The following is a 21009-nucleotide window of genomic DNA, read 5'->3' as shown; positions in this document are numbered from 1 at the left end:
CAAACAAAAGACTAAAGCAGAGGGGAGTCCCCTCTGCTTTAGAACATTATCTAAAAGTACACACTGTGATATAAATTGAAACGCCGTATACGCGATCCGTACGTACGGTGTTGTGAGAGGGGCGAAAATAATACACTTATTTTCCCCCTACTCGATTATGCAACTATCGGGGCAGTTTAGTTGAATAAGCTTATTAATAATAAAGGGACAGTACCTGTTTTTTCATGGTATTGTCCCTTTATCCCTATGTGATTTATTTTTTCAAACCAGCTGCAAAGAAGGGACCATTAACTGTAATGGTCGATAGGATACGAGCCATTTCTTGAGGGGATTCTTTCCTGCCACTATCTAACCATTGTTGAACTACTCCAATATGTGCAGATGCAACGTAAGAAGCAAAATAATGTCCTGGAACAAGTAAATTTTCCTCCTTAATAAGTGCGTTGGGATTATTTCCAAACAGTGTTTTCCACATAAAATCTTTCAGTCTTGTTTGAAATGATAAATCTCCTTTTGGACCTAACACAGCTTTCATAAATCCACTATTTTCATTAAAATACTCAAATATTGAAACTACGAGGGGAAATGGTGCTAAAGTCGGGGAGTTGGCTCCAAGTGCGGCAATAACATCTGGAAAGTTCTGTTTTGCAATTCTGGACATTTCAAGCATGATTTCTTCTTCGTATTTAGTCATTAAATCAAATTTGTCTTGATAGTGTGCATAAAATGTGCCTCTATTAATTTTTGCTCTGGTTGTTATGTCTTTAACAGTAATTGCTTTGAAACCTTTTTCATCGATTAGTTCTACTAGTGCATTTCGGATGGATTCTTTTGTCCGAATGATCCGCAAATCCGTATTACTATCTAGCAAGCTACTTCCTCCTTAATTTTATCCAACACATTTATAAACGGTGTTCCTTAACCAACACATGTGCCATTTTTGATTATTGAAACAAAACTAGTCCCCAAATTATAATTTGGAATGTAGTAAACAAAACAACAGGTTGTTCTTTATTATAACCCAAACCAAGGAGGGGTAAATATGTTCAAAAATAAACTGGTATTGGTTTCACCAATCATCGCATTGACAGTTATTTTTATTTTTTCACTGACATTATTTCCATCGGTTCAGCCACACCCGAAAAATCTGCCGATTGCAATCGTAAATGAGGATGAAGGGGTGGAAATTCCTAATCAACCAAAGATGAACATGGGGCAAACGATTGTTGAAATGATACAAAAGTCTTCAGCATCAACAAAGGAAAAAGACCCTGCTGTAAAATGGGTGGAAGTAGACAGTATTGATGCAGTCCAAAAAGGTTTAGATAACCAAAAGTATTACGCGGCTTTAGTTATTCCCAAAGATTTTAGTCCAAAGCAAGCATCATTACGGACACCAGCACCTTCTGCACCTGAAGTACAAATATTTATTAATCAGGGAATGAATACGGCTGCTTCAACGATGGCAGGACAGGTCTTGAATGGAGTAGTTGACAACATGAACAACACTGTCCGCAAACAACTACTTGATGGTTTTGAAAAACAAGGAGCAACTTTGACAGCAAAACAGGCAGCAGGCCTTGCAGTTCCAATCGCTAAGAAGGTCACAAATGTCAATGAAATCGGCACGAATAGTGCGAATGGAAATGCTCCTGTTTCCTTATTCCAGCCATTATGGATGGCTAGTTTGGCTAGTGCTGCGATAATCTTTATTTCCATTAGCAAAATGCCGATCCACACTAGAAAAGAAAACCTTGTCACAAAGATCGGGCAAATTTTAATGGGTGCGGTTGTAGCTCTGGTAATTGGATTTGGCTTTACCTGGATAGCAGATGGAATGGTTGGTTTGAATATCCCGAATTTCATGGATACGGCTTTATTTTTATCAATTACCGCCTTTAGTTTCTTCTTAATGATTTCGGCTGTACTTTCGTTAGTTGGAATTAAGGGCATCGCGGTCTTTGTCTTATTACTTTTCTTCGGTGCCCCTTTACTGGCAATGGCACCTGAAATGATGTCTCCATTTTATCGGGATTGGATTTACTCTTGGTTGCCAATGCGATTTATGGTAGAAGGACTTCGTAAATTATTATTTTTTGGTGAAGGATTAACCTGGAACACTCCAGTTTCTGTCTTTGTTTGGATTGGATTAATAAGCATGATTGTGATACTGAGTACTGCTTTAAAACGCAATAGAGTGAAGGAAGTAGTATCCGATTCTCGAAATATATAAAAAGTAATAGCGTATATACAACGTTGGACAATTTGTTGCCATGTTTACCAAAAGAGTCAAAGAACTATTCTGTTTTCGATTATAGGTTGCTATAAAATAAAAAGGCAGCCGAATTAACAATTGGCTGCCTTCTTAGTAAAAATCTATAGTTAGAGAATGTAATCGTATAATTTTTTTACTCTTTATTGTGCAGGAAAACTCTGTAGTCCGTATACTGCACTGTTCTCAATTGGATCAATTGTAAACCCTTCTGAAAAAGAGTTGGAAGAATATTTTTTTATCAATGCAGTCATAGCAATAATAGCTTCTATACGTGCTAAAGGCGCTCCTAAACAAAAGTGAATTCCATGTCCAAAAGCTATATGAGGATTTGATTTACGGTGAATATCAAACATAGATGCATATTTAAACTTATTCTTATCACGATTCGCTGAGCCAAGCCAGTACACCTAACAGTTCAGAAATCACTACAAGCCTATGTTCTTACAATTAGTTGAACCTCGCTATAATTATACTTATTATACTGTCACGTCTGCCCCCTTCGCGCGATACAGGCAGTTCTTTCCCTGTGTTAAAAAGAGACCGGCAGGGAGATTAACCCTTGTGAGCTAAGCGTGAAGTGCCAGGAGACGTTTTCCCGAGGGACGCTGAGTCGCAGGTTGGGCATGCGCCTCAACAGAGTGGAAAACGCAACGTCTCCTTCCACACGGGCTAGTGGCGCTCCCAAACACATATGGATGCCATGTCCAAAGGCGAGATGAAGTTTGATCTTACGAGTAATATCCAGCTCCTCTGAATCCGTAAACGGGAGCTCATCCCGATTCGCTGATTTCAATACGGGAATGACCATATCTCCCTTTTTGATTTGCTGCCCTGCGAGCACGATATCTTCAGTAGCAAAACGCGGTCCCGCGATTGTGGCAGGCCCATTGAAGCGCAGCAGTTCTTCCACAGCTGCAGGAACCAGACTGAGGTCTGTTTTTAACTTCTCCAGTTGCTCGGGATGATCTAGCAACATTAAAGAGCCTGTTGCAATCAGATTCGAGGTAGTCTCATGACCGGCAAAGATCAATAGAGAAATCATCGAGATTAGTTCTGCTTCGTCGAGTTGATCTCCCTCCTCTTCGATAGAAACCAACTGGCTGATTAAGTCATCAGCAGGATGCTGGCGTTTGTCGGCGACAAGCTGCACGATGTATTCCCCGAAAGCTCGTATCTGCTCTGCGACCCCCGGATCTTGCCTTCCTAGGCCCAGACCGTGCGCGATGGCCTCAGACCAGCCCCGAATCCGTACCTGGTCTGCTTGAGGCACCCCAAGCATGTGAGAAATGACGTTGATTGGTAAGGGATAGGCATAGTCCTTGACTAGGTCCATCTCGCCTTTATCTTGTACCTGGTCAAGTAATTCGTCAGCAATTTCCTGGACGCGAGGGCGTAAGCTTTCCATATATTTGGGCGTAAAGGCTTTGGACACCAACCTGCGCAAACGTCTATGATCGGGTTCGTCGACAGAAAGCATGGATTTTGCGTTAAGGAAGGTAGGGGGAGCAGATGGATCAGCATTTTTTTGCCTGATATCACTGTTACCATTGATGGATCCCCCGTCTACAGTAAAGTGGGCATGATCTTTTAACACCTGCATTGCTTCTTCCATACGTGTAACCATCCATGTTTGGCCATCCATCCCGCTAATTGGAGACGGGAGGGGAATAACGGCTCCCATTGTCCGCATCTGTGTGAATATCGGAAATGGATTTTCACCACTTTTACCACTAAACAAGTCCAATATGGATTTCTCTGGTAAGTTTTGATCTGAATTATTCATGACAGCCTTCCTTTCTCATTGTGCCCTTTACGGGAGTCATCTGTTTGTTAATATTGTCCAAGGAATTATCTTTGACCTAAAATACCTTTCAAAAAAACCATCAGGATGATAATCTTTAAGTTTTAAATAACATCTAATTTCCTCCTTAGTCTACAACTAGGATAATTTTATACATATTTTAGATTGTTGATTTGCCTCTTAAATTCTTACTGGCTTCTTTAAAACCATGTTGTTTTCCTTCGGAAGCGTTCTTAACACGTTTGATAAAGAAGGAAAGCAATAAACTAAAAATTCCGATGATAAGAATAACAAAATATGCGTCATTTATCCCCTGGATAGAAGCTTCCATAACCATATGTTGTTGTGTTTCACCCTGTGCTCCTCCCGTGGCGATTAAGTCCTGAAGGTATTTCGTTGTACTGTTAGTCATTACTGTCACAAGTAGTGCAGTACCTATTGCGCCAGCTACTTGTCTAATGGTATTGGAGATAGCTGTGCCGTGTGCATAAAGACTGGATGGTAGTTGATTTAAACCTGCAGTTTGTAAAGGCATCATCATCATCGCCATCCCAATACGGCGAAATGTAGACATCAGGATCAGAAACGTATAGCTGGTCGAGTCCGTCAGATCAATAAAGCCAAAGGTTGAGATGATAATAATAGCTATACCGATAATAGAAAGCCATTTCGCCCCAAACCGGTCGAAAAGCTTTCCAACTGCAGGACTTAGCAAGCCCATTAGAAGTGCTCCTGGAAGCATAAGTAAACCAGACTCTAATGCAGTAAAACCGCGAGCATTCTGAAGATACAGAGGAAGTAGCATCATATCTGCATACATCATCATGGTAACACCTATATTTATAATGGTAGTCAAGGTAAACATATTGTATTTAAAGGCCCGGAGATCCAGTAGTGGGCTCTGGGAGATCAGTTGACGCCAAGTAAACAGGACAAGTGCAAGGATTCCTGCAACTAGAGAAACAATTACCTCTGTGCTTGACCAACCGAGATTGCCGGCTTCGCTGAAGCCGTACATTAAAGCACCAAATCCTATAGTTGAAAGGACAACACTCATAATGTCTACCTTAGAACGGACAGGTTCTGATACATTTTTCAAATAAATAAACCCGCAGATGATAACAATAACAACAAATGGAATCATGCCGTAAAACATAGCTTGCCAAGGGAATGACTCAAGAACATAACCGGTAAGGGTTGGTCCAATTGCAGGCGCAAAAATAATTGCTAACCCGACCATACCCATAGCAGATCCTCTCTTCTCTGGAGGGAAAAGGGATAACACAACATTCATGAGTAAAGGCATAATAATGCCAGCACCGGCTGCTTGAATCAACCGACCAGTCAGAAGTACAGGGAAACTGGTTGCGACTGCAGAAACAATCGTTCCGGCTAGAAAAATAATCATCGAACTTTGGAATAATTGACGAGTGGAAAATCTCTGGATTAAAAAGGCTGTGATAGGAATCAAAACACCATTTACCAACATATAACCTGTAGTAAGCCACTGAGCTGTTGAAGCTTTAATATTAAAATCATTCATTAATTCCGGAATGGCAACGCTCATGATTGTTTGATTAAACGTGGCAAGAAAAGCACCTATTATCAACACAAACATGATTGGTCCCTTTTTGATAGAATTTTTGACTGTTGTATTCTCACTCAACTGTATTCATCCTTTCAAGTCTATCGTAGATTAAATTTACACTGTGTTGTATAATTTACACTGTATAAATGAGATTATAAGTACAATTTATAATGTTTTCAAGCTACAAAATTCCAAAAAGTGTATATTAATTTACGAAAATAAGCTTTATGTTGTTTATCGAGAAGAAATACGACGTAACACTATGAAGTGTAGCTTACAGAAAGGAAAGAGACTATGATGGAAAAGAAAAAGCTTCACACAGACCCTCGCATACTTCGTACAAGACAATTAATTAAAGATGCATTTGTGGAATTACTTGAGGAAATGGATCTCCAAAAAATAACCGTTAATCGATTGGCGGAGCGAGCAACCATCAATCGTGTTACTTTTTATCTGCATTATCGCGATATTCCAGATATGTTGGAAAAGATGGCAGACGATATGATTGAAGACATTTCAATGATTTTTAATAAGAAATCAACGAACCATATATCCTCAAAAGAGAATAGTTGGGAAATAATTGAAAATTTACTTGGGCATATAGCAGAAAATTCAAATTTTTACAAGAGCCTTCTAGCTTCTAAGAAAGTCCCAATCTTTAGAGACCGACTAACAATGTTTATGAGGGACAGTATAGTTACTAGGTTAGATGAAAGTGGAAGACAGCCTCATATTTTAACTGAAATGGTAAAAGAAGATATATTGATATGGTATGAAACTTCAGCTTTAATAGGTACAATCGTTTCTTGGCTTCAAAATGATATGCCATATACACCGACATTTCTAGCGAAGCAATTCTCTTTACTTCATAATAGAGGGGTGAATGTAGAAAATTAATTATTTACAAAAGTTAACTATGCAAATGTAGGTATGCTTAACTTACTTTTCCACAAGGATTTAAGCTAATCTCTAAGTGGCTAAAAAATTCGTGACCTCCTAACTGGTGACTCACAAGGTGTACTATATTAGATTGTGAATAAATGTACTTAGAATTTACGGGTGCGTTAGCATAACTTCAGAGCTGTCTTTAAGGTAATCAAAGAGGATTTTAAGAATGGCTTAATAAGTATGTCTCTGTAGAACCAGAAGATGGAAGAATCTTAAATAACCCCGAAGGTAGAGGGGAGGAGGGTATATCTTCTTTGCCCAATATAATAATGAAATAGTAGGGACAGTATCTCTAATAAAAATGAAAGAAGAGAATTCCTATGAGTTGGCCAAGCTTGCTGTCACTGAAAAATACCAAGGTTTAAAAATAGGGCGCAAACTAATGGAAGTTTGTTTAGAAGTATCTATGACAGAGAAAGTAGACAAGATCATCCTTTATACAAATCATGTATTAACTTCTGCAATTGAACTGTATAAAAAGTTTGGGTTTCAGAATGTGAAATTAGAAAACAATAAGTATTTAGAGGCTGACTTAAAAATGGAATTGGAAATGACAAAACTTAATTTTATTGACTAACAATCAATCATTTCTAGGAATAATAGTTAAGTAATTAATCACAACATTTTTAAGTACAATAATGCCTTGAGAAAACTGCACTTATTGGGCAGTTTTCTTTGTGTTGCTATAATCATCCATAATAATTTAAAGGATATTGTGAATAATTGTACTTACTATCAGATGCTTTAGTTCAAAAAGAAGGCCGAAAAGTTGGCGGTTTGTAGCTGATTTCAAATTTGAAAGTAGATAGTAATTCGGCGGAATCCGGGCTCTTTGAACTCTTTTCCCAAACCCAAAACCCTGAATTTGACCAATTTTGGCTGAATGCAGGGTTTTGCTATTCTGGTAGTTTACAGTAATTAGTAATTAATTTTCTTGGCAACTAATAGGCGCTTTATTTGGTCGTTTACGTTAAATCGTTCTAAATAACATTGGAGCGATTTTTTTCATTTCTACCAGAGGTAGTCACATTAGCAATGTTCTTGTACGCTTGTTCAGTTATACGAAACCTAAGAAAAATTCTTGTTACTGATAGGTTAGAGAATCACTATATAGAAATAGCTTGAAGAGTTTATCACAGATGCAAAAATAGTTCCTAGTTCTAGGAAGGCTTTAAGCTTGATGTTAAAGGTTTTTTAATATGAATGATAGCAAAATTGGGAATTTCCAAAGAGTGCAGTGTGCAAAACAAGCGGTTTTACAGGAGAAATTAGTTGGCATGGTTTTTGCTTATATAAATATGAGCAAATCAAGAAAGGAGGGAGAGATGAATCGCCAACTATTCAGATTTGTTGGTAAGAGTCTCAGGAAAGAATGACAACTATTCAAGTGCTCCTCTCCATTGTTTCAGGAACTATTGCCGGATTTGTACTTGGTTTGCTCGGCAGAGGTGGATCAATTCACGGACGATTGGGATATATCATTTTGAATCCTGGTACAAACAAATATTCCTGGTGTATTTGCCTGTGGGGATGTTCAAGATCATAAATACCGCCAAGCCATTACGGCTGCGGGAAGTGGTTGTATGGCTGCTCTGGATTGCGAAAGATATCTTGATGTAAGAGCGATCAAGTAATGGAGACAATCAGTATAACATTGAGAACAAAATATAGGAGGATTGTAATTATGAAAGAGATCAAAACAAAGCAAGAGTTTGACGAGGCGATTTTATCAACAAAACCAGTTGTTGCCAAATTTTATGTTGAATGGTGCCCAGACTGTCAGAATACCAATTTATTCATGCCAATTGTAGAAGAAGCGTATAAAGAAAAAATAGATATGATCGCAGTAAATCGAGACCATTTTCCGGAACTATTAGAGAAGCTAGATGTGTATGGAATCCCAAGCTTTATTGCCTTTCAAGAAGGGAAGGAACTTAATCGCTTTGTAAGTAAAATCGGAAAAAGCCAGGAAGAGGTTGAACAGTTTCTCAATCAAATCGTAGAAGAAAGTGGAAAATTAAAAAGATAATCATTTACTAGTATTTAATTGGGAGGGCGCCTATCCAAAAAGATTTCGGTGCCGCTTCCAAACAAATCCAATACTGAAACTCAATTAGAGCCGCTCTACTATAACGTTAATCAGGTTTATAACAATCTGTATCACCCGCAGGAAGCCAATTAATATTGAGTAGTCACTAAATATTTATGGAGATATATTCAAAATCACCGATTTTATCAACTTATTTTTTGCTTATGAACTATACAGCGTTTAGGGCTATAAGAGAAGAATATAAAACTTTTAATATAACTTTTTTGCTTCAAGATTATGTTCGTATTTGTTGGAGGGGGAGTTGTCGGCGGAACAGTCGGAGCCTAGCTGGCAGTGCGCTTAAGCAAACAGCAGCGTAAGCTCAATTCGTCAACCATCGGATATGAAAAACGGGCACTATAATATGATAATGAGGATCGCTTTATAGAAGCGCTGTTTGCAGAACAGCCTGAGGCGCCCCCTTATTTTTCAATGATGAAGCGGTTGAATAAAGAGGGATCACAGCAAATTCGAAGTATAGTAGCACCACCTCGTATGGAGGTTTCGATAGATATTGTGCAGGAATGGGCGAAACAGGGAATTGTCATTGATACACGTCCGGCCGGTTATGATGAATGGAGAGAACAGAAGAAGTTGCGACCCATCACAGATGCTTAATGAAATCTTTGAATTTTATCATCCATGCGAAAATACTTACCATAAATGCAAATGTGCCAATGCTTAGGATGAAAAGTTTTTTAAATAATGACCGCGGTATTAGGGAATTCAATCAATAAATTCTAAGTGAAATGGGCTGGCATGACAATTGCATATATAAAGAGGCAAGGTACACAAGCAAACATGAGAAGGAGAGATACTCGATGAAATATAATTTTGACCAAGAAATCCGTCGACTGAATACTGACTGCGAAAAGTGGGATGATCTTGAAAATCATTTTGGCGTAAAGGATGTTATACCGATGTGGGTGGCTGATATGGATTTTCAGTCTCCACAACCTATCATCGAAGCATTAAAACAACGTGTGGAGCACGGTGTATATGGCTACGTGCTTAGACCGGACTCGTATATGGAATCCATTGTTGGCTGGCTAAAAAGAAGACATCGATGGTCCATTGAGAAAGAATGGATTACCCACAGCCCAGGAGTGATTCCAGCCCTATCGTTGGCGATTCAGTCCTTCACACAGACAGGGGACAAAATAATTATCCAACCTCCTGTATACCATCATTTTGCCCGTGTGATCCAAGCAAACGGCCGTGAAATTGTAAACAACCCGCTTAAGCTTGAAAATGGGCATTATTCCATAGATTTCGCAGACCTAGAGGCAAAGATAGATTCAAGTGTAAAAATGTTGATTTTGTGTAGTCCTCATAACCCGATCGGAAGAGTATGGAGCAAAGAAGAATTGACGAGATTGGGACAGATTTGTATGAAGCATAACATTCTCGTTGTGGCAGATGAAATTCATTTTGACTTTGTTTATAAGACACATACTCACATTCCTTTTGCCTCTATATCGGAAGAGTTTGCGAATCATTCTCTTACCTGTATTGCGCCAAGCAAAACTTTTAACCTGATGGGTGTACAGACGTCAAGTATCATAATTCCAAATCAACAACTGCGCGATAGGTATGATCGAGAACTTAAAACATTATCTATTGGTTCGCCGAACACATTTGGCGTTGTTGCGTTAGAGGCTGCTTACCGACACGGAGAAGAATGGCTGGATCAGCTCCTTGAATATTTGCAGGGGAATTTGGAATTCACTCTGAATTACTTCAGCAAAAACATCCCGCAAATCAATGCCATCCAGCCGGAAGGCACATACCTTGTATGGCTTGATTGCCGGGAACTAGGTTTTTCAGTTAAAGAATTGGATGAATTTATGTTACGCAAAGCAAGGGTTGCAATGAATGAAGGGCTCATTTTCGGTATGGAAGGTGAAGGGTTTATGCGGCTCAATATTGCTTGTCCACGTTCGATGTTGAAAAATGCTCTGGGTGGCATAGAAAAAGCTGTCTCCTCTTTGTGCAAAGCATAGAAATTTATTTTATAATAAAATTATTTTATTATAAAATGTAGCGTCAGAGCAGAGGAGGATACTATGTCAAGCTTTATCGGCATACAGCAGTTTATTCAAGATTACGCTGAGAACACGGCAGGAATCCTTGGTTTGGATATAACCGTGCTTGATGAAAAGGGCGTTCGCATTAGCGGGACCGGCTACTATAAAGAGCTCATTGGCAAAGAGGCTCCGGAAGGCTCCTTTTTCAAAATGATATTGGAAACAGGGGAGCCTGGAGTGGTTTACGATGTAAAAAAAGATGAGTCGCAGTGTAGAAGTTGTAAATTTGTGAATCAATGCAAAGAACTTGCTACCATCGGATTTCCTATTGTAAAGCAAGACAAACCAGTTGGCGTCATCGGCATGATAGGTTTTTCCCATGAACAAAAAGAGAAAATGATGATAGAATCAGACAAGCTTATACAGTTTTTAAGCAATGTTAGTATATTGTTAGTCAATAAATTAGCAATGTTGGACCCTGGTAAAGAACAGGGTTGCAAAATTCAAGAAGAGATACCGATCCCCCAAAAAGCTATTTCTTTTGAAAACATTCTTGGAAAAGATTCCGGGCTTCAAGATGTTATTAAAAAAGCTAAACGGATTATAAACAGCCCATCCACTGTTTTGATAAGGGGAGATAGCGGTACGGGAAAGGAATTATTAGCCAAAGCGATTCATTTTGAAAGCAAGCGCAGAATGCATTCATTTGTGGCAGTTAATTGCGCGGCCATACCTGAGAGCTTGCTGGAAAGTGAGTTGTTTGGTTACGAGGGCGGATCATTTACCGGCTCGAGTAAGAATGGGAAAATGGGGAAATTTGAATTAGCGCACAAAGGAACCATTTTTCTTGATGAAATTGGAGATATGCCGCTTTTCTTGCAGCCAAAGTTATTACGGGTTTTACAAGAAAGAGAGATTGAAAGAATCGGTGGAAAAAAAGCAATCGAGATTAATGTACGGGTGATTGCAGCCACTCACCGAAACTTAGAAGAAATGGTGCGAAACGGCACCTTTCGCGAAGATTTATATTATCGTCTCAATGTCCTCCCTCTCCATACCAAACCTTTGCGAGAAAGGCGTGATGATATCGCTTTGTATCTCGAACATTTCATTCATAAACATTGTAAGGTCATGCAAAGGTATCCACTTAGACTTGACCCCATGCTGGAGCGATGGCTTATACGCTATGATTGGCCGGGGAATATACGTCAGTTGGAAAACGCCGTAGAATATATGGTCAATATGGCTGAATCAGATATCGTCGAATTCCATGATTTACCTGACTATCTGTTTCAACAGGATCATCTCTCTGCCGATTGTAGAGGGTTAAGTTTGGAAGAAATGATTTCTGAATATGAAAAAGAAGTAATCCAGAGCTATTTTCTGACTGAAAAATATCGAAATGATAAAGAACAAATTGCCCGGGAACTAAAGATTAGCCTGTCTACTCTTTATCGCAAGTTGGAAAAATACCAATTATGTTAACTTCGTTTAAAAGATTTCTATTTTACTCATTTAAAGTTACTTGAAAGAGAGAGTGCTCATATCAATTTCTCGCCTGAGTTTTTTGTGGGGACAAAAGCAGAAGGTAGAGGTATTTTTGAAATTTACTGAAAGTTCTATAAATAATCAATAAAGAGATTATTTATAGAACAGCCAGATGAGCCTTGCATACAAATTGTATTTGAACGATGAGTAAAAAGGGGGATACACTATGGGGAAATTAGAAGCAGAGATAAGTAACACCCTAGAAGAGCGAAATTCAAAAGGATCATTACAAAGGAAGCTGCAATCCAGACATTTAACGATGATGGCTATAGGTGGCGCTATTGGAACTGGATTGTTTGTATCCAGCGGATCGACGATTAGCACTGCGGGGCCGGGGGGAGCGCTTGCTGCATACATTCTGGTAGGAATCATGGTCTATTTTGTCATGAATAGTTTAGGAGAGCTATCGGCCTTCTTACCGCTCCCGGGGGCCTTTGACATCTATGCCTCAAAGTATATTGATCCTGCGTTAGGCTTTGCGTTAGGTTGGAACTATTGGTATACAACCGCGATAACGGTTCCTGCAGATTTGGTGGCCTCTACTCTTATTATGAAGTATTGGTTTCCGGACTCACCTTCTATCTTGTGGAGTGCACTATTTCTGGGTTTGTTGCTAATCTTAAATGTTTTATCTGTCAAGGCATATGGGGAAAGTGAATACTGGTTTGCCGGTATTAAGGTCATCTCGATCATCGTATTTCTCGTTATTGGGGTTGCCATGATTTTTGGAATTATGGGAGGACATGCGGTCGGGTTCAGTAACTTTACCCAAGGAGATGCTCCTTTCCATGGCGGGCTTGTATCTATCTTTAGTGTAGTACTCATCGCGGGCTTTGCGTTCCAGGGAACTGAGGTGATTGCGACGGCAGCCGGTGAAACCGAAAATCCATCGAAAAACGTACCGAAAGCGATTCGGTCAATCTTCTGGCGAATCCTTATTTTCTACGTGTTTACGATTTTTGTTATCGGTTTGATTATCCCTTATACGGATCCAAACCTACTTAAATCCGGCGTTCAAAATGTATCTATCAGCCCCTTCACGCTTGTTCTTCAGAGAGCTGGGTTGGCATTTGCAGCTTCCGTCATGAATGTAGTGCTTCTTACATCTGTTTTATCAGCAGCAAATTCAGCAATGTATGCATCTTCACGTATGCTATGGGCACTGGCGAAAGAAGGAAAGGCACCACGAATCTTTGCACGGCTTACCAGGAAGGGAATTCCCATGTGGGCCCTTTGTACAACTGCTTTTATAGGACTTGCCTCTTTTTTGGCTTCCCTTTTTGGAAATGGTTCAGTTTTTATTTGGTTGGTAAATGCTTCAGCCCTTACCGGATTTATCAAATGGTTCGGGATTGCCGTTAGTCATTACCGCTTCCGTAAGGCCTATGTAGCCCAAGGCAGAGATCTAAATGAATTGCCGTTTAAAGCCAAATGGTACCCACTGGGCCCGGTTATCACGCTGTTATTTTTTGTGGTTTTCATTTTTGGGCAGACTTTTTTTTACGGAGATCAAATTAGTTGGGCAGAAATTTTAGCGACGTATATAGGTCTTCCTATTTTCTTGCTTCTCTGGCTTGGTTATAAAATCATTAAGAAAACAAAAATAGTTCCTCTGATGGAGTGTGATTTTGAGCGCAAAGAATAAGAGGGAAGGCTTGTGTTGAATGTAAGCGTTTTATTCAAAGGGAAATTAAATTCAATTCCGTATTAATAGGATTACAAAAAAAAAAAGAGGTGGTTTATATGTTAAAAGAAACAATCATAACCAATGAAGCCCCCAAGGCTATCGGCCCTTATTCACAAGGTGTAAAAGTAGGAAATGTAGTGTATACTTCTGGGCAGCTTCCAATTTACCCTGAAACTGGAGAAATGCCTGATAATATTGAGGAGCAAACAAGGGTGTCATTGGAGAATCTTAAGAAGGTTATAGAAGCGGCGGGAGCAAGCTTACAGCAGGTAATAAAAACAACGGTTTTTTTAAGCGATATGAGTCACTTTGCTGCAATGAATCATGTATATGGAGAATTTTTTTCGGATGATTATCCTGCTAGAAGTGCGATTGAAGTTGCTCGTTTACCTAAAGATGCTTTGATTGAAATCGAAGCAATTGCTATAATCTAATAATAATAATTGAAAAGAGAACGTCAAGTTGATATTCTCTTTTCTTTAATTTACATAGGGTTAGTCCTAGACAGAGAATACAGGAGGAGAATTAATATGAATTTAGCGCAATTTCCCAGACGTCGATATACACCAACAAATACACCCATTGAGAAATTACAGCATTTTACTGAAGTACTTGGGGGCCCTTCTATTTATATTAAACGAGATGATTTACTTGGGCTGACTGCTGGTGGAAATAAAACAAGAAAACTAGAGTTCCTTGTTGCCGATGCAATCGAAAAAGGTGCGGATACGTTAATTACATGTGGAGGCATTCAATCAAATCATTGCCGCTTAACACTAGCCGCTGCCGTTAAAGAGAAAATGAATTGCATCCTTGTGTTGGAAGAGGGCCTTTCAGAAAGTCCAGAGCCGGATTTTAACGGTAACTATTTTCTGTATCATTTATTGGGCGCTGAACAAATCAAGGTTGTACCTAATGGAACAGACTTGATGAAAGAAATGCAGAAAGTAGCTGAAGAGGTAACGGAGAAAGGAAATCGACCTTACATAATACCAGTCGGGGGATCCAATGAGATTGGCGCAACGGGATATGTTGCTTGCGCTCAGGAGATTTTGACACAGTCCTTTGATCAAGGAGTCAATGTGAATGCTGTTGTTTGTGTAAGCGGCAGCGGGGGAATGCATGCAGGTTTAGTGACTGGATTTTATGGAAATCAAAGTAAAATACCGGTAATCGGAATAAACGTAAGCAGAGGAAAAGTGGAACAAGAAGAGAAAGTTTATCAACTTGTTAAAGAAACTTCAGCACACATCGGCATTCCAAATTCAATCCCTCGTGAGGCTATTGTGTGTTTTGATGAGTATGTCGGACCTGGTTATGCTTTACCTACGCCTGAAATGGTGGAAGCTGTCAAGCTCATGGCCAGAACAGAAGGGATTTTGTTGGATCCGGTATATACAGGTAAAGCATTAGCGGGACTTGTTGATTTAATACAAAAAGGTACCTTTAAGCCGGGCGATAACATCCTATTTGTGCACTCTGGCGGCGCCTCTTCGTTATACGCCAATACTTCACTCTTTTATTAAAGTTTAATAATAATTTAGTGATAGTGTGCCTCATAAAAACAAAAAGAAAGATGGGCAAGGTAATACTCTTAAATAGCTCATAATAATTTCACATCAAAAGACAGGGGGATTTCCTCTGTCTTTTTTATTTGGGGTTGTGACAGGGTTCGTGTCATAGACCGCAAAGTAACATAATAAGTTTTCATAATCCAACAAGGATTTTAATGTCAGAAAAACGCCATTAAGAGCTTCTTGAAGTATGTGAAAAAAACAGCTACCAATGATTGAAGATGATGGTTATCGAGAATTATGGATTGATGAAACACCTCCACTTCCTTTAAAGGCTAGGGATAAGAATGAACATATAGTTTAATAGTTTACCTTAGCAGTTTGTCTAAAACGTTGAGTTCTGGTTTAAGAATCTGTTGGATTGTTGATCCGGAGCCTGTTATTGAACGATTATCCGATATGAAAACGGAAGAATACGCGAAGTTGTCTATAGCTATTCCTAATACTAAGTGCAATAAATTTATGTCATATGTATATCTTTCAAGCCCTATCGAAGAAGAGGATGTAATGGTTGGAGGTAAGCGAATACCTTTCTTAAATTCTAAAGTTAATTTGCAAAGGTTACAAAAATACGAAGAGCAATTTAAGGCTTTCCAAAGAAAGTATAAAGGTTAACCGTTTAGTATACACAGCTGGCGGCAACCTTTTTCTTTACTTACTGCACTAGAACACGCAGGGGTTATGGCATTTCTTCCATCGTTTCGTGTACACCCAACATACTTGGAGTTAGTATAGTTTCATGAACACATTTCAGGTAAGCCCTTACAAGGGATTTTTGAGAGGAAGTGTCCGTCTTGGAACGAAAGAATACAGGTGAAGAATATACTATTTTTGTCTTCTCATCCATTGTGTTGCAACCCATTTTTCTCCAGTTATAACTGGCGCTCCACCATGTAAAGTTAGTTCGTTTACGTTTTTATCGTTATAGAAATATTCGAAATACACCGCCATTCCTTTTCGTGGGGATATTGAAAAATTTAGTTTAGGAAAAAAAGTTTCTCCCCCTTGCTCCACATCATTTAAGTACATGATGATTGTACTAATTCTATTATTTTTTGTTGCTTTACTTGAAGTTGTAAAAAAATCAAAATGAGCTTTATACTCTTGACCAGGGGTATATTTAAGAATTTGAATACCTTCCCCATGTTCAATGGGTATATTCATAATAGATGATATTCTTTTTTCAATTTTGGTAATTATGTCATTTTCATTTTCTTGAAAATACATACCACTACTTGTTCTTATATCATTTACTTCGTGTGTAACTCCAATTTTAGAACGATGCATTTTGTCTTTTGACAATCTAATTAGCTCGTCACATTCTTCGTCACTCAAAACATTTCCTAAGATTACCATTAGTGGTTCTTCTAATCTAGCAATTATATTAATTTCTCTATCTTCTGTTTTGATTTTATTTCCAATATGATTAAAAATAGTTTGTTCTTTACTAATTGATTTTTTACTATCAATTGTCAACTTTCATCGACCCCCTAAAAGATTTAATTTTCAGAATAATTATATCATAAACCTCCCGTTATATAACTGTTCTTTATTCAGCTAACAGGTACGTTACTTTAATAAGTTATCCTTTTCTTTTATTAGGCTAGATAAAGGTTGACTCACAAAAACAATGTAAAAAAACTCGCAAAGTCCATATGGAAAGCGAGTTTACTTTTTTTATGTATATGTATTTTCATCATCCTTTCCATTTTTTTCTTACAGCTACAAACAGAAAAATAAAGAAAAACAGGATGAAAATGATTACAAATGGAATAATGGAAGTGAAAAATGTCACCCAGCCACTTGTCTTTTCTCGAGGTTCAACAGTGATGATGTCTTTACCTAACTTAGTTACGGCATCATTAATTCGACTCTGCGAATGTTCACTGAATGGCACGTACGTCACAAAGTTCTTGTTTTCAGCATCCCCCTTAAGCTTCCAAATGATTTTAAATTCACTGCTTTCGGGCTGCATCGTTAGTGATGTAACGTCCCCACTCTCCAAATGATTATAGAACTCATCTTGGGTCATTTTCTCTGTTGATTCATTGTTATTATTAAAGATGATTACAATTCCAATGATGACCAAAAAGATCAGTAAATAGAATATGGTATTACGGAAGTTCCGATTCATTCCTTCCCTCCTCATACTGGTAAACAAACTATAGTAAATAGTATCATAGAAAATTAATCATTTACCCTAGAAAAATTAATATTACAAATCCAATCACTACAATAATTCAAAAACATCCGAGAACTTTAAAATAGTCTTTCCTTATGCAACTAAAGGGGCAGTTTAGTTCCATAAGAATTCACGCTTATTTTGGGAATTATTGTTATAATGAAGGGGGTAATTTCGTTAAGAAGGTTGCTGTTCAAGGTGGAATATAGATATGAAATCTAAAAAGACAGTAGTGATTATTGCTTTCGGTATAATATGTATTGCTATCTTTATAAATCTATTAAAGAAGGATTTATGGGATGTAAACGAAGAGTTGTTGAAAGAAGAAGTGTTATCAACTGGACATTCCGTTGAAAGAATAAATTTATTAGATGTAACACCGTTTGACTGGGATGTAGTATATTCCTTTGAACCGTATACCCCGAAAGATGATATATATGAAACGGTAGGTTATAAATGGGATACTATTAGTGAAACTGTAAATGAAGGAATGAATCAAATTGTATTTTTGAAAGATGGAAAAGTGGTCTGCCATTTATATGGTTATCCTGAGAATAATGGATATGGTATATCTTTTGAATCTAAGAATTATAAAGATGCTGGTTATATGCTTAATATTAAGGATGGTTTAAATTTTCAAGTAGAAAGAAGCGACAGTGTCGTATATTTGAGAAACTAAGCAAGGATATGAGTCTTCAACTAAAAGGTGCTTTTTCTTACGGAACTAACGGGGCAGTTTAGTTGAAGAAGGAAAATGGAATTATTGTGTAGAATAGATATGGGCAATAAGTCAGGGGGAGAATTTTTTGTTAATACATAAAATTGATGACGAAGTATCTTTGAGGTTATTCAATGTGGGTGACGCTGAAGAATTTTTCAATTTGATTATTAGTTCAAAACCTTATCTCAAAGAATGGCTTGGATGGCTTGATTACGTAGAAAAAGTAGAGGACACTGTTGAGACCATAAAGTCTCGACTACAGAGCTTAGTAGAAACTGGAGGGTATCCAAAGTCAGTTGCTATCATTTATAGAGGTGAAATAGCAGGAACTATCGGATTTAATGAAATAAACAAGGCAAGTAAGATTGGGAGCATCGGCTACTGGCTTGGAGAAGGTTTTCAGGGGAAGGGCATAATGACAAAAGCATTTAAGACTTTTATTGATTACGGATTTAGAGATCTTGGGCTAAATCGAATTGAGGTTAGCATAGCTGTTGAGAACGAAAGAAGTCGAGCACTTGCTGAACGGCAGGGTTTTATAGAAGAAGGAAAATTAAGACAAGCAGAATGGCTATATGATCATTATGTAGACCATATTATTTACGCAAAACTCGCTGAGGAATGGGAATGAAAAATAATAGTTCCTTGTTCAACTAACGGGTGCTTTAGCTGAAGATCAGAGCCGTCTTAAAGGCAGCTTTTTCTTATGCAACTATCGGGGCAGTTTAGTTGAAGAAATAAAGAAAAGTTTCGTGGTAAAATTAGTTAATGTGGGTTTAGAAAGGGGATATTGAACAAATGAGTAATTGGTTATACATTCTTTATGCTTTAATTTTAGGAGTAGTATCTTGGTTTACTGGGGAGATAGTAACCTTTGTTATGTTGGGGGTTATTCTTATTAGTTTGAACAATATAAATTCAACTCTTAAAAAGATTTATCTACAAAATAATGAGAGAAGTAATAACGTAGATAAATAGATGTGAAAATAATATGAACGGTGAACCAAATTTTGTTAATATCCCTTGATATAGGATAGAATTAATATATTAAAACAAGATTATATTAGGAGGGAAACCATGAAAGAAAGTACAAAAAAAGAAATTTATTCTTGGGTAAAATCAATTGCCTTTGCTTTCATCATCACCTTTATTTGTAGACAATTTCTTTTTACACCTACAACTGTATTGGGAGCATCAATGTCGCCTACCTTTCAAGACCAAGATAGAGTAGTAATAAGTAAAATGACTGAAATTCAAAGATCTGATGTGATTGTATTCGATGCACCAGATATTGATGGTAAAGACTATATTAAGAGGGTAATAGGTCTTCCTGGAGATAGTATTGATATGAAAGATGATGTGCTTTATATTAATGGAAAAGCCGTAGAAGAACCGTATTTAATTGCAAATAAAGAAGATAATCCATTTAATAAACTGACAGAGGATTTTTCATTGCAAGAAAAAACTGGAGAATCCAAAGTGCCTAAAAACATGTTATTTGTGATGGGGGATAATCGTTTAAATAGTAAGGATAGCAGGATTTTCGGATTTATTTCCTACGACTCGATTGTTGGAGAAGTGAAATTTCGATTTTATCCATTAAAAGAAATTGGCATACCTAAATAATAATACAAGTAGAAGAAATGATAGTTCCATTAAAGTGGTGCTTTAGCACAAAAAGCATCATCAAAACCATCAACCTTTTTTTAAATCGCTATAGCAATTTGTAAGTAATGAATCCATTTTGATCAATCTTTTTTTCAGAATGGATTCTTTTTATTTATCGTTAAATTTGGTTTTGCGAGGTATTTTTGATCAAACTTTATTCCAAAGCTACAGCTTTCTTCAATTAGGGAGGGTTGCCAAGGCAACATTTTCTTAATGAACTAAAGGGGCAGATTAGTTGATTAAGAAAAAGAAAGAATAAAAGGAGCTATATCAATGATAAAAGGTTTATACGAAGCACATTTACCAGTCAGTAATTTAAATCGTTCAATTGAATTTTATGAAGGACTTGGTTTGCAATTTGATCACAAGGTTGAAGACAGATTGGCTTTTCTATGGATTGAAAAAGATAAAAGTTGGTTGGGATTATGGGAAACAGATAAGGTAGAAGTTGAGTATCATCCATCAATAAGACATATTGCTTTTCAAGTAACATTAGAAGATTTAAAAAACTCAGTTGTTTGGCTTAAAAATAAAGGTTATAAGCCAAGAGCGGCATTTGGGTTTGACCCTATTGAGCCTTTTGTAATGCCTCACGAAGAATATGCACACGCTAAAATTCATTTTAATGATCTAGACGGAAACAGTTTAGAATTAATTTGTAAACTAGAAAACCCGAAAAAAATTAAGAAACGTATGTATTTAAGTGAATGGGAACAAATAAATGAAATATAATTTGTATCTGAAATAATATTCGCAAAATACTTCAAACCAACAGGTGCTTTACTTCAATAAGGCAGGTTGCTGAGGCAGCCTTTTTCTTATGGCACTAAACCAGCTAATAGTTTGTCAACATTTTTCAATAAAAACTTAAAATATTTCATGCTATACTAAAAATATGCAT

The 21009-nt window shown here is 37.6% G+C and carries 20 protein-coding genes and 3 pseudogenes; 17 read left to right on the top strand and 6 right to left on the bottom strand.

Annotated elements, in window-relative coordinates; all coding sequences use genetic code 11:
• Positions 1-253: 253 nt before the first annotated feature.
• Positions 254-871, bottom strand: coding sequence for a TetR/AcrR family transcriptional regulator (locus ACQKMR_RS26250; protein WP_427699906.1), 618 nt, complete (start codon positions 869-871; stop codon positions 254-256).
• Between the two features lie 171 nt (positions 872-1042).
• On the opposite strand from ACQKMR_RS26250, the gene ACQKMR_RS26245 reads away from it, so the two are divergent.
• The gene (locus ACQKMR_RS26245) at positions 1043-2233 is read left to right on the top strand and encodes a YhgE/Pip domain-containing protein (RefSeq protein ID WP_427699905.1); all 1191 of its coding nucleotides are present in this window, start codon (positions 1043-1045) and stop codon (positions 2231-2233) included.
• A gap of 182 nt (positions 2234-2415) precedes the next feature.
• Here ACQKMR_RS26245 and ACQKMR_RS26240 read toward each other — a convergent pair.
• The 3 genes and pseudogenes from ACQKMR_RS26240 to ACQKMR_RS26230 all read right to left on the bottom strand — a co-directional run.
• A pseudogene (locus tag ACQKMR_RS26240) lies at positions 2416-2676 on the bottom strand (cytochrome P450); the annotation flags it as partial.
• 128 nt (positions 2677-2804) lie between these two features.
• Entirely contained in the window at positions 2805-4058 is a 1254-nt protein-coding gene (locus ACQKMR_RS26235) for a cytochrome P450 family protein (RefSeq protein WP_427699904.1), read from the bottom strand.
• Positions 4059-4236: 178 nt separating this feature from the next.
• Positions 4237-5694 (bottom strand): DHA2 family efflux MFS transporter permease subunit, encoded by a 1458-nt coding sequence (locus ACQKMR_RS26230; RefSeq protein WP_427699908.1) that lies wholly within the window; start codon positions 5692-5694, stop codon positions 4237-4239.
• 264 nt (positions 5695-5958) lie between these two features.
• On the opposite strand from ACQKMR_RS26230, the gene ACQKMR_RS26225 reads away from it, so the two are divergent.
• The 11 genes and pseudogenes from ACQKMR_RS26225 to ACQKMR_RS26175 form a co-directional block, all read left to right on the top strand.
• A complete protein-coding gene (locus tag ACQKMR_RS26225) occupies positions 5959-6561 on the top strand; it encodes a TetR/AcrR family transcriptional regulator (protein ID WP_427699903.1) in 603 nt (200 codons plus the stop codon).
• A gap of 298 nt (positions 6562-6859) precedes the next feature.
• On the top strand, positions 6860-7189 hold the full coding sequence (locus ACQKMR_RS26220; RefSeq protein ID WP_427699907.1) for a GNAT family N-acetyltransferase: 330 nt from the start codon (positions 6860-6862) through the stop codon (positions 7187-7189).
• A gap of 894 nt (positions 7190-8083) precedes the next feature.
• Positions 8084-8246 (top strand): annotated as a pseudogene (locus tag ACQKMR_RS26215) (NAD(P)/FAD-dependent oxidoreductase); the annotation flags it as partial.
• The gene (locus ACQKMR_RS26210; RefSeq protein WP_427699902.1) at positions 8246-8641 is read left to right on the top strand and encodes a thioredoxin family protein; all 396 of its coding nucleotides are present in this window, start codon (positions 8246-8248) and stop codon (positions 8639-8641) included. The pseudogene ACQKMR_RS26215 and the gene ACQKMR_RS26210, both read left to right, overlap by 1 nt.
• 492 nt (positions 8642-9133) lie before the next feature.
• Positions 9134-9319 (top strand): hypothetical protein, encoded by a 186-nt coding sequence (locus ACQKMR_RS26205; RefSeq protein ID WP_427699901.1) that lies wholly within the window; start codon positions 9134-9136, stop codon positions 9317-9319.
• Positions 9320-9522: 203 nt separating this feature from the next.
• Positions 9523-10704, top strand: coding sequence for a MalY/PatB family protein (locus tag ACQKMR_RS26200; RefSeq protein WP_427699900.1), 1182 nt, complete (start codon positions 9523-9525; stop codon positions 10702-10704).
• A gap of 63 nt (positions 10705-10767) precedes the next feature.
• Positions 10768-12213 (top strand): sigma-54 interaction domain-containing protein, encoded by a 1446-nt coding sequence (locus tag ACQKMR_RS26195; RefSeq protein ID WP_427699899.1) that lies wholly within the window; start codon positions 10768-10770, stop codon positions 12211-12213.
• A 229-nt stretch (positions 12214-12442) separates the two neighbouring features.
• The gene (locus ACQKMR_RS26190) at positions 12443-13921 is read left to right on the top strand and encodes an amino acid permease (RefSeq protein ID WP_427699898.1); all 1479 of its coding nucleotides are present in this window, start codon (positions 12443-12445) and stop codon (positions 13919-13921) included.
• A gap of 98 nt (positions 13922-14019) precedes the next feature.
• On the top strand, positions 14020-14397 hold the full coding sequence (locus ACQKMR_RS26185; protein ID WP_427699897.1) for a RidA family protein: 378 nt from the start codon (positions 14020-14022) through the stop codon (positions 14395-14397).
• A gap of 96 nt (positions 14398-14493) precedes the next feature.
• A complete protein-coding gene (locus ACQKMR_RS26180; RefSeq protein ID WP_427699896.1) occupies positions 14494-15489 on the top strand; it encodes a D-cysteine desulfhydrase in 996 nt (331 codons plus the stop codon).
• Between the two features lie 167 nt (positions 15490-15656).
• Positions 15657-15972: pseudogene (locus ACQKMR_RS26175) on the top strand (aminotransferase class I/II-fold pyridoxal phosphate-dependent enzyme); the annotation flags it as partial.
• A 390-nt stretch (positions 15973-16362) separates the two neighbouring features.
• Here ACQKMR_RS26175 and ACQKMR_RS26170 read toward each other — a convergent pair.
• Together ACQKMR_RS26170 and ACQKMR_RS26165 are read right to left on the bottom strand one after the other, a co-directional pair.
• The gene (locus ACQKMR_RS26170) at positions 16363-17013 is read right to left on the bottom strand and encodes a 2OG-Fe(II) oxygenase (RefSeq protein ID WP_427699895.1); all 651 of its coding nucleotides are present in this window, start codon (positions 17011-17013) and stop codon (positions 16363-16365) included.
• Between the two features lie 220 nt (positions 17014-17233).
• Positions 17234-17671, bottom strand: a complete 438-nt coding sequence (locus tag ACQKMR_RS26165; RefSeq protein ID WP_427699894.1) for an ATP-dependent metallopeptidase FtsH/Yme1/Tma family protein — start codon at positions 17669-17671, stop codon at positions 17234-17236.
• Positions 17672-17930: 259 nt separating this feature from the next.
• On the opposite strand from ACQKMR_RS26165, the gene ACQKMR_RS26160 reads away from it, so the two are divergent.
• The 5 genes from ACQKMR_RS26160 to ACQKMR_RS26140 all read left to right on the top strand — a co-directional run bounded on the left by ACQKMR_RS26160 (position 17931) and on the right by ACQKMR_RS26140 (position 20840).
• Positions 17931-18398 (top strand): hypothetical protein, encoded by a 468-nt coding sequence (locus tag ACQKMR_RS26160; RefSeq protein ID WP_427699893.1) that lies wholly within the window; start codon positions 17931-17933, stop codon positions 18396-18398.
• Positions 18399-18525: 127 nt separating this feature from the next.
• Positions 18526-19071, top strand: coding sequence for a GNAT family N-acetyltransferase (locus ACQKMR_RS26155; RefSeq protein ID WP_427699892.1), 546 nt, complete (start codon positions 18526-18528; stop codon positions 19069-19071).
• Positions 19072-19238: 167 nt separating this feature from the next.
• Entirely contained in the window at positions 19239-19418 is a 180-nt protein-coding gene (locus tag ACQKMR_RS26150; protein ID WP_387602655.1) for a hypothetical protein, read from the top strand.
• 99 nt (positions 19419-19517) lie between these two features.
• A complete protein-coding gene (gene lepB / locus ACQKMR_RS26145) occupies positions 19518-20066 on the top strand; it encodes a signal peptidase I (RefSeq protein WP_427699891.1) in 549 nt (182 codons plus the stop codon).
• 315 nt (positions 20067-20381) lie between these two features.
• Complete coding sequence (locus ACQKMR_RS26140) at positions 20382-20840, top strand: VOC family protein (protein ID WP_427699890.1); 459 nt, start codon at positions 20382-20384, stop codon at positions 20838-20840.
• The last annotated feature ends 169 nt before the right edge of the window (positions 20841-21009 follow it).

Origin of the sequence: Peribacillus sp. NPDC096540, from assembly GCF_050278525.1 — a bacterium.
Taxonomy (GTDB): Bacteria; Bacillota; Bacilli; order Bacillales; family DSM-1321; genus Peribacillus.
The sequence above is the reverse complement of the archived record's forward strand: the minus strand, read 5'-3'. Positions and strand labels throughout refer to the sequence as shown.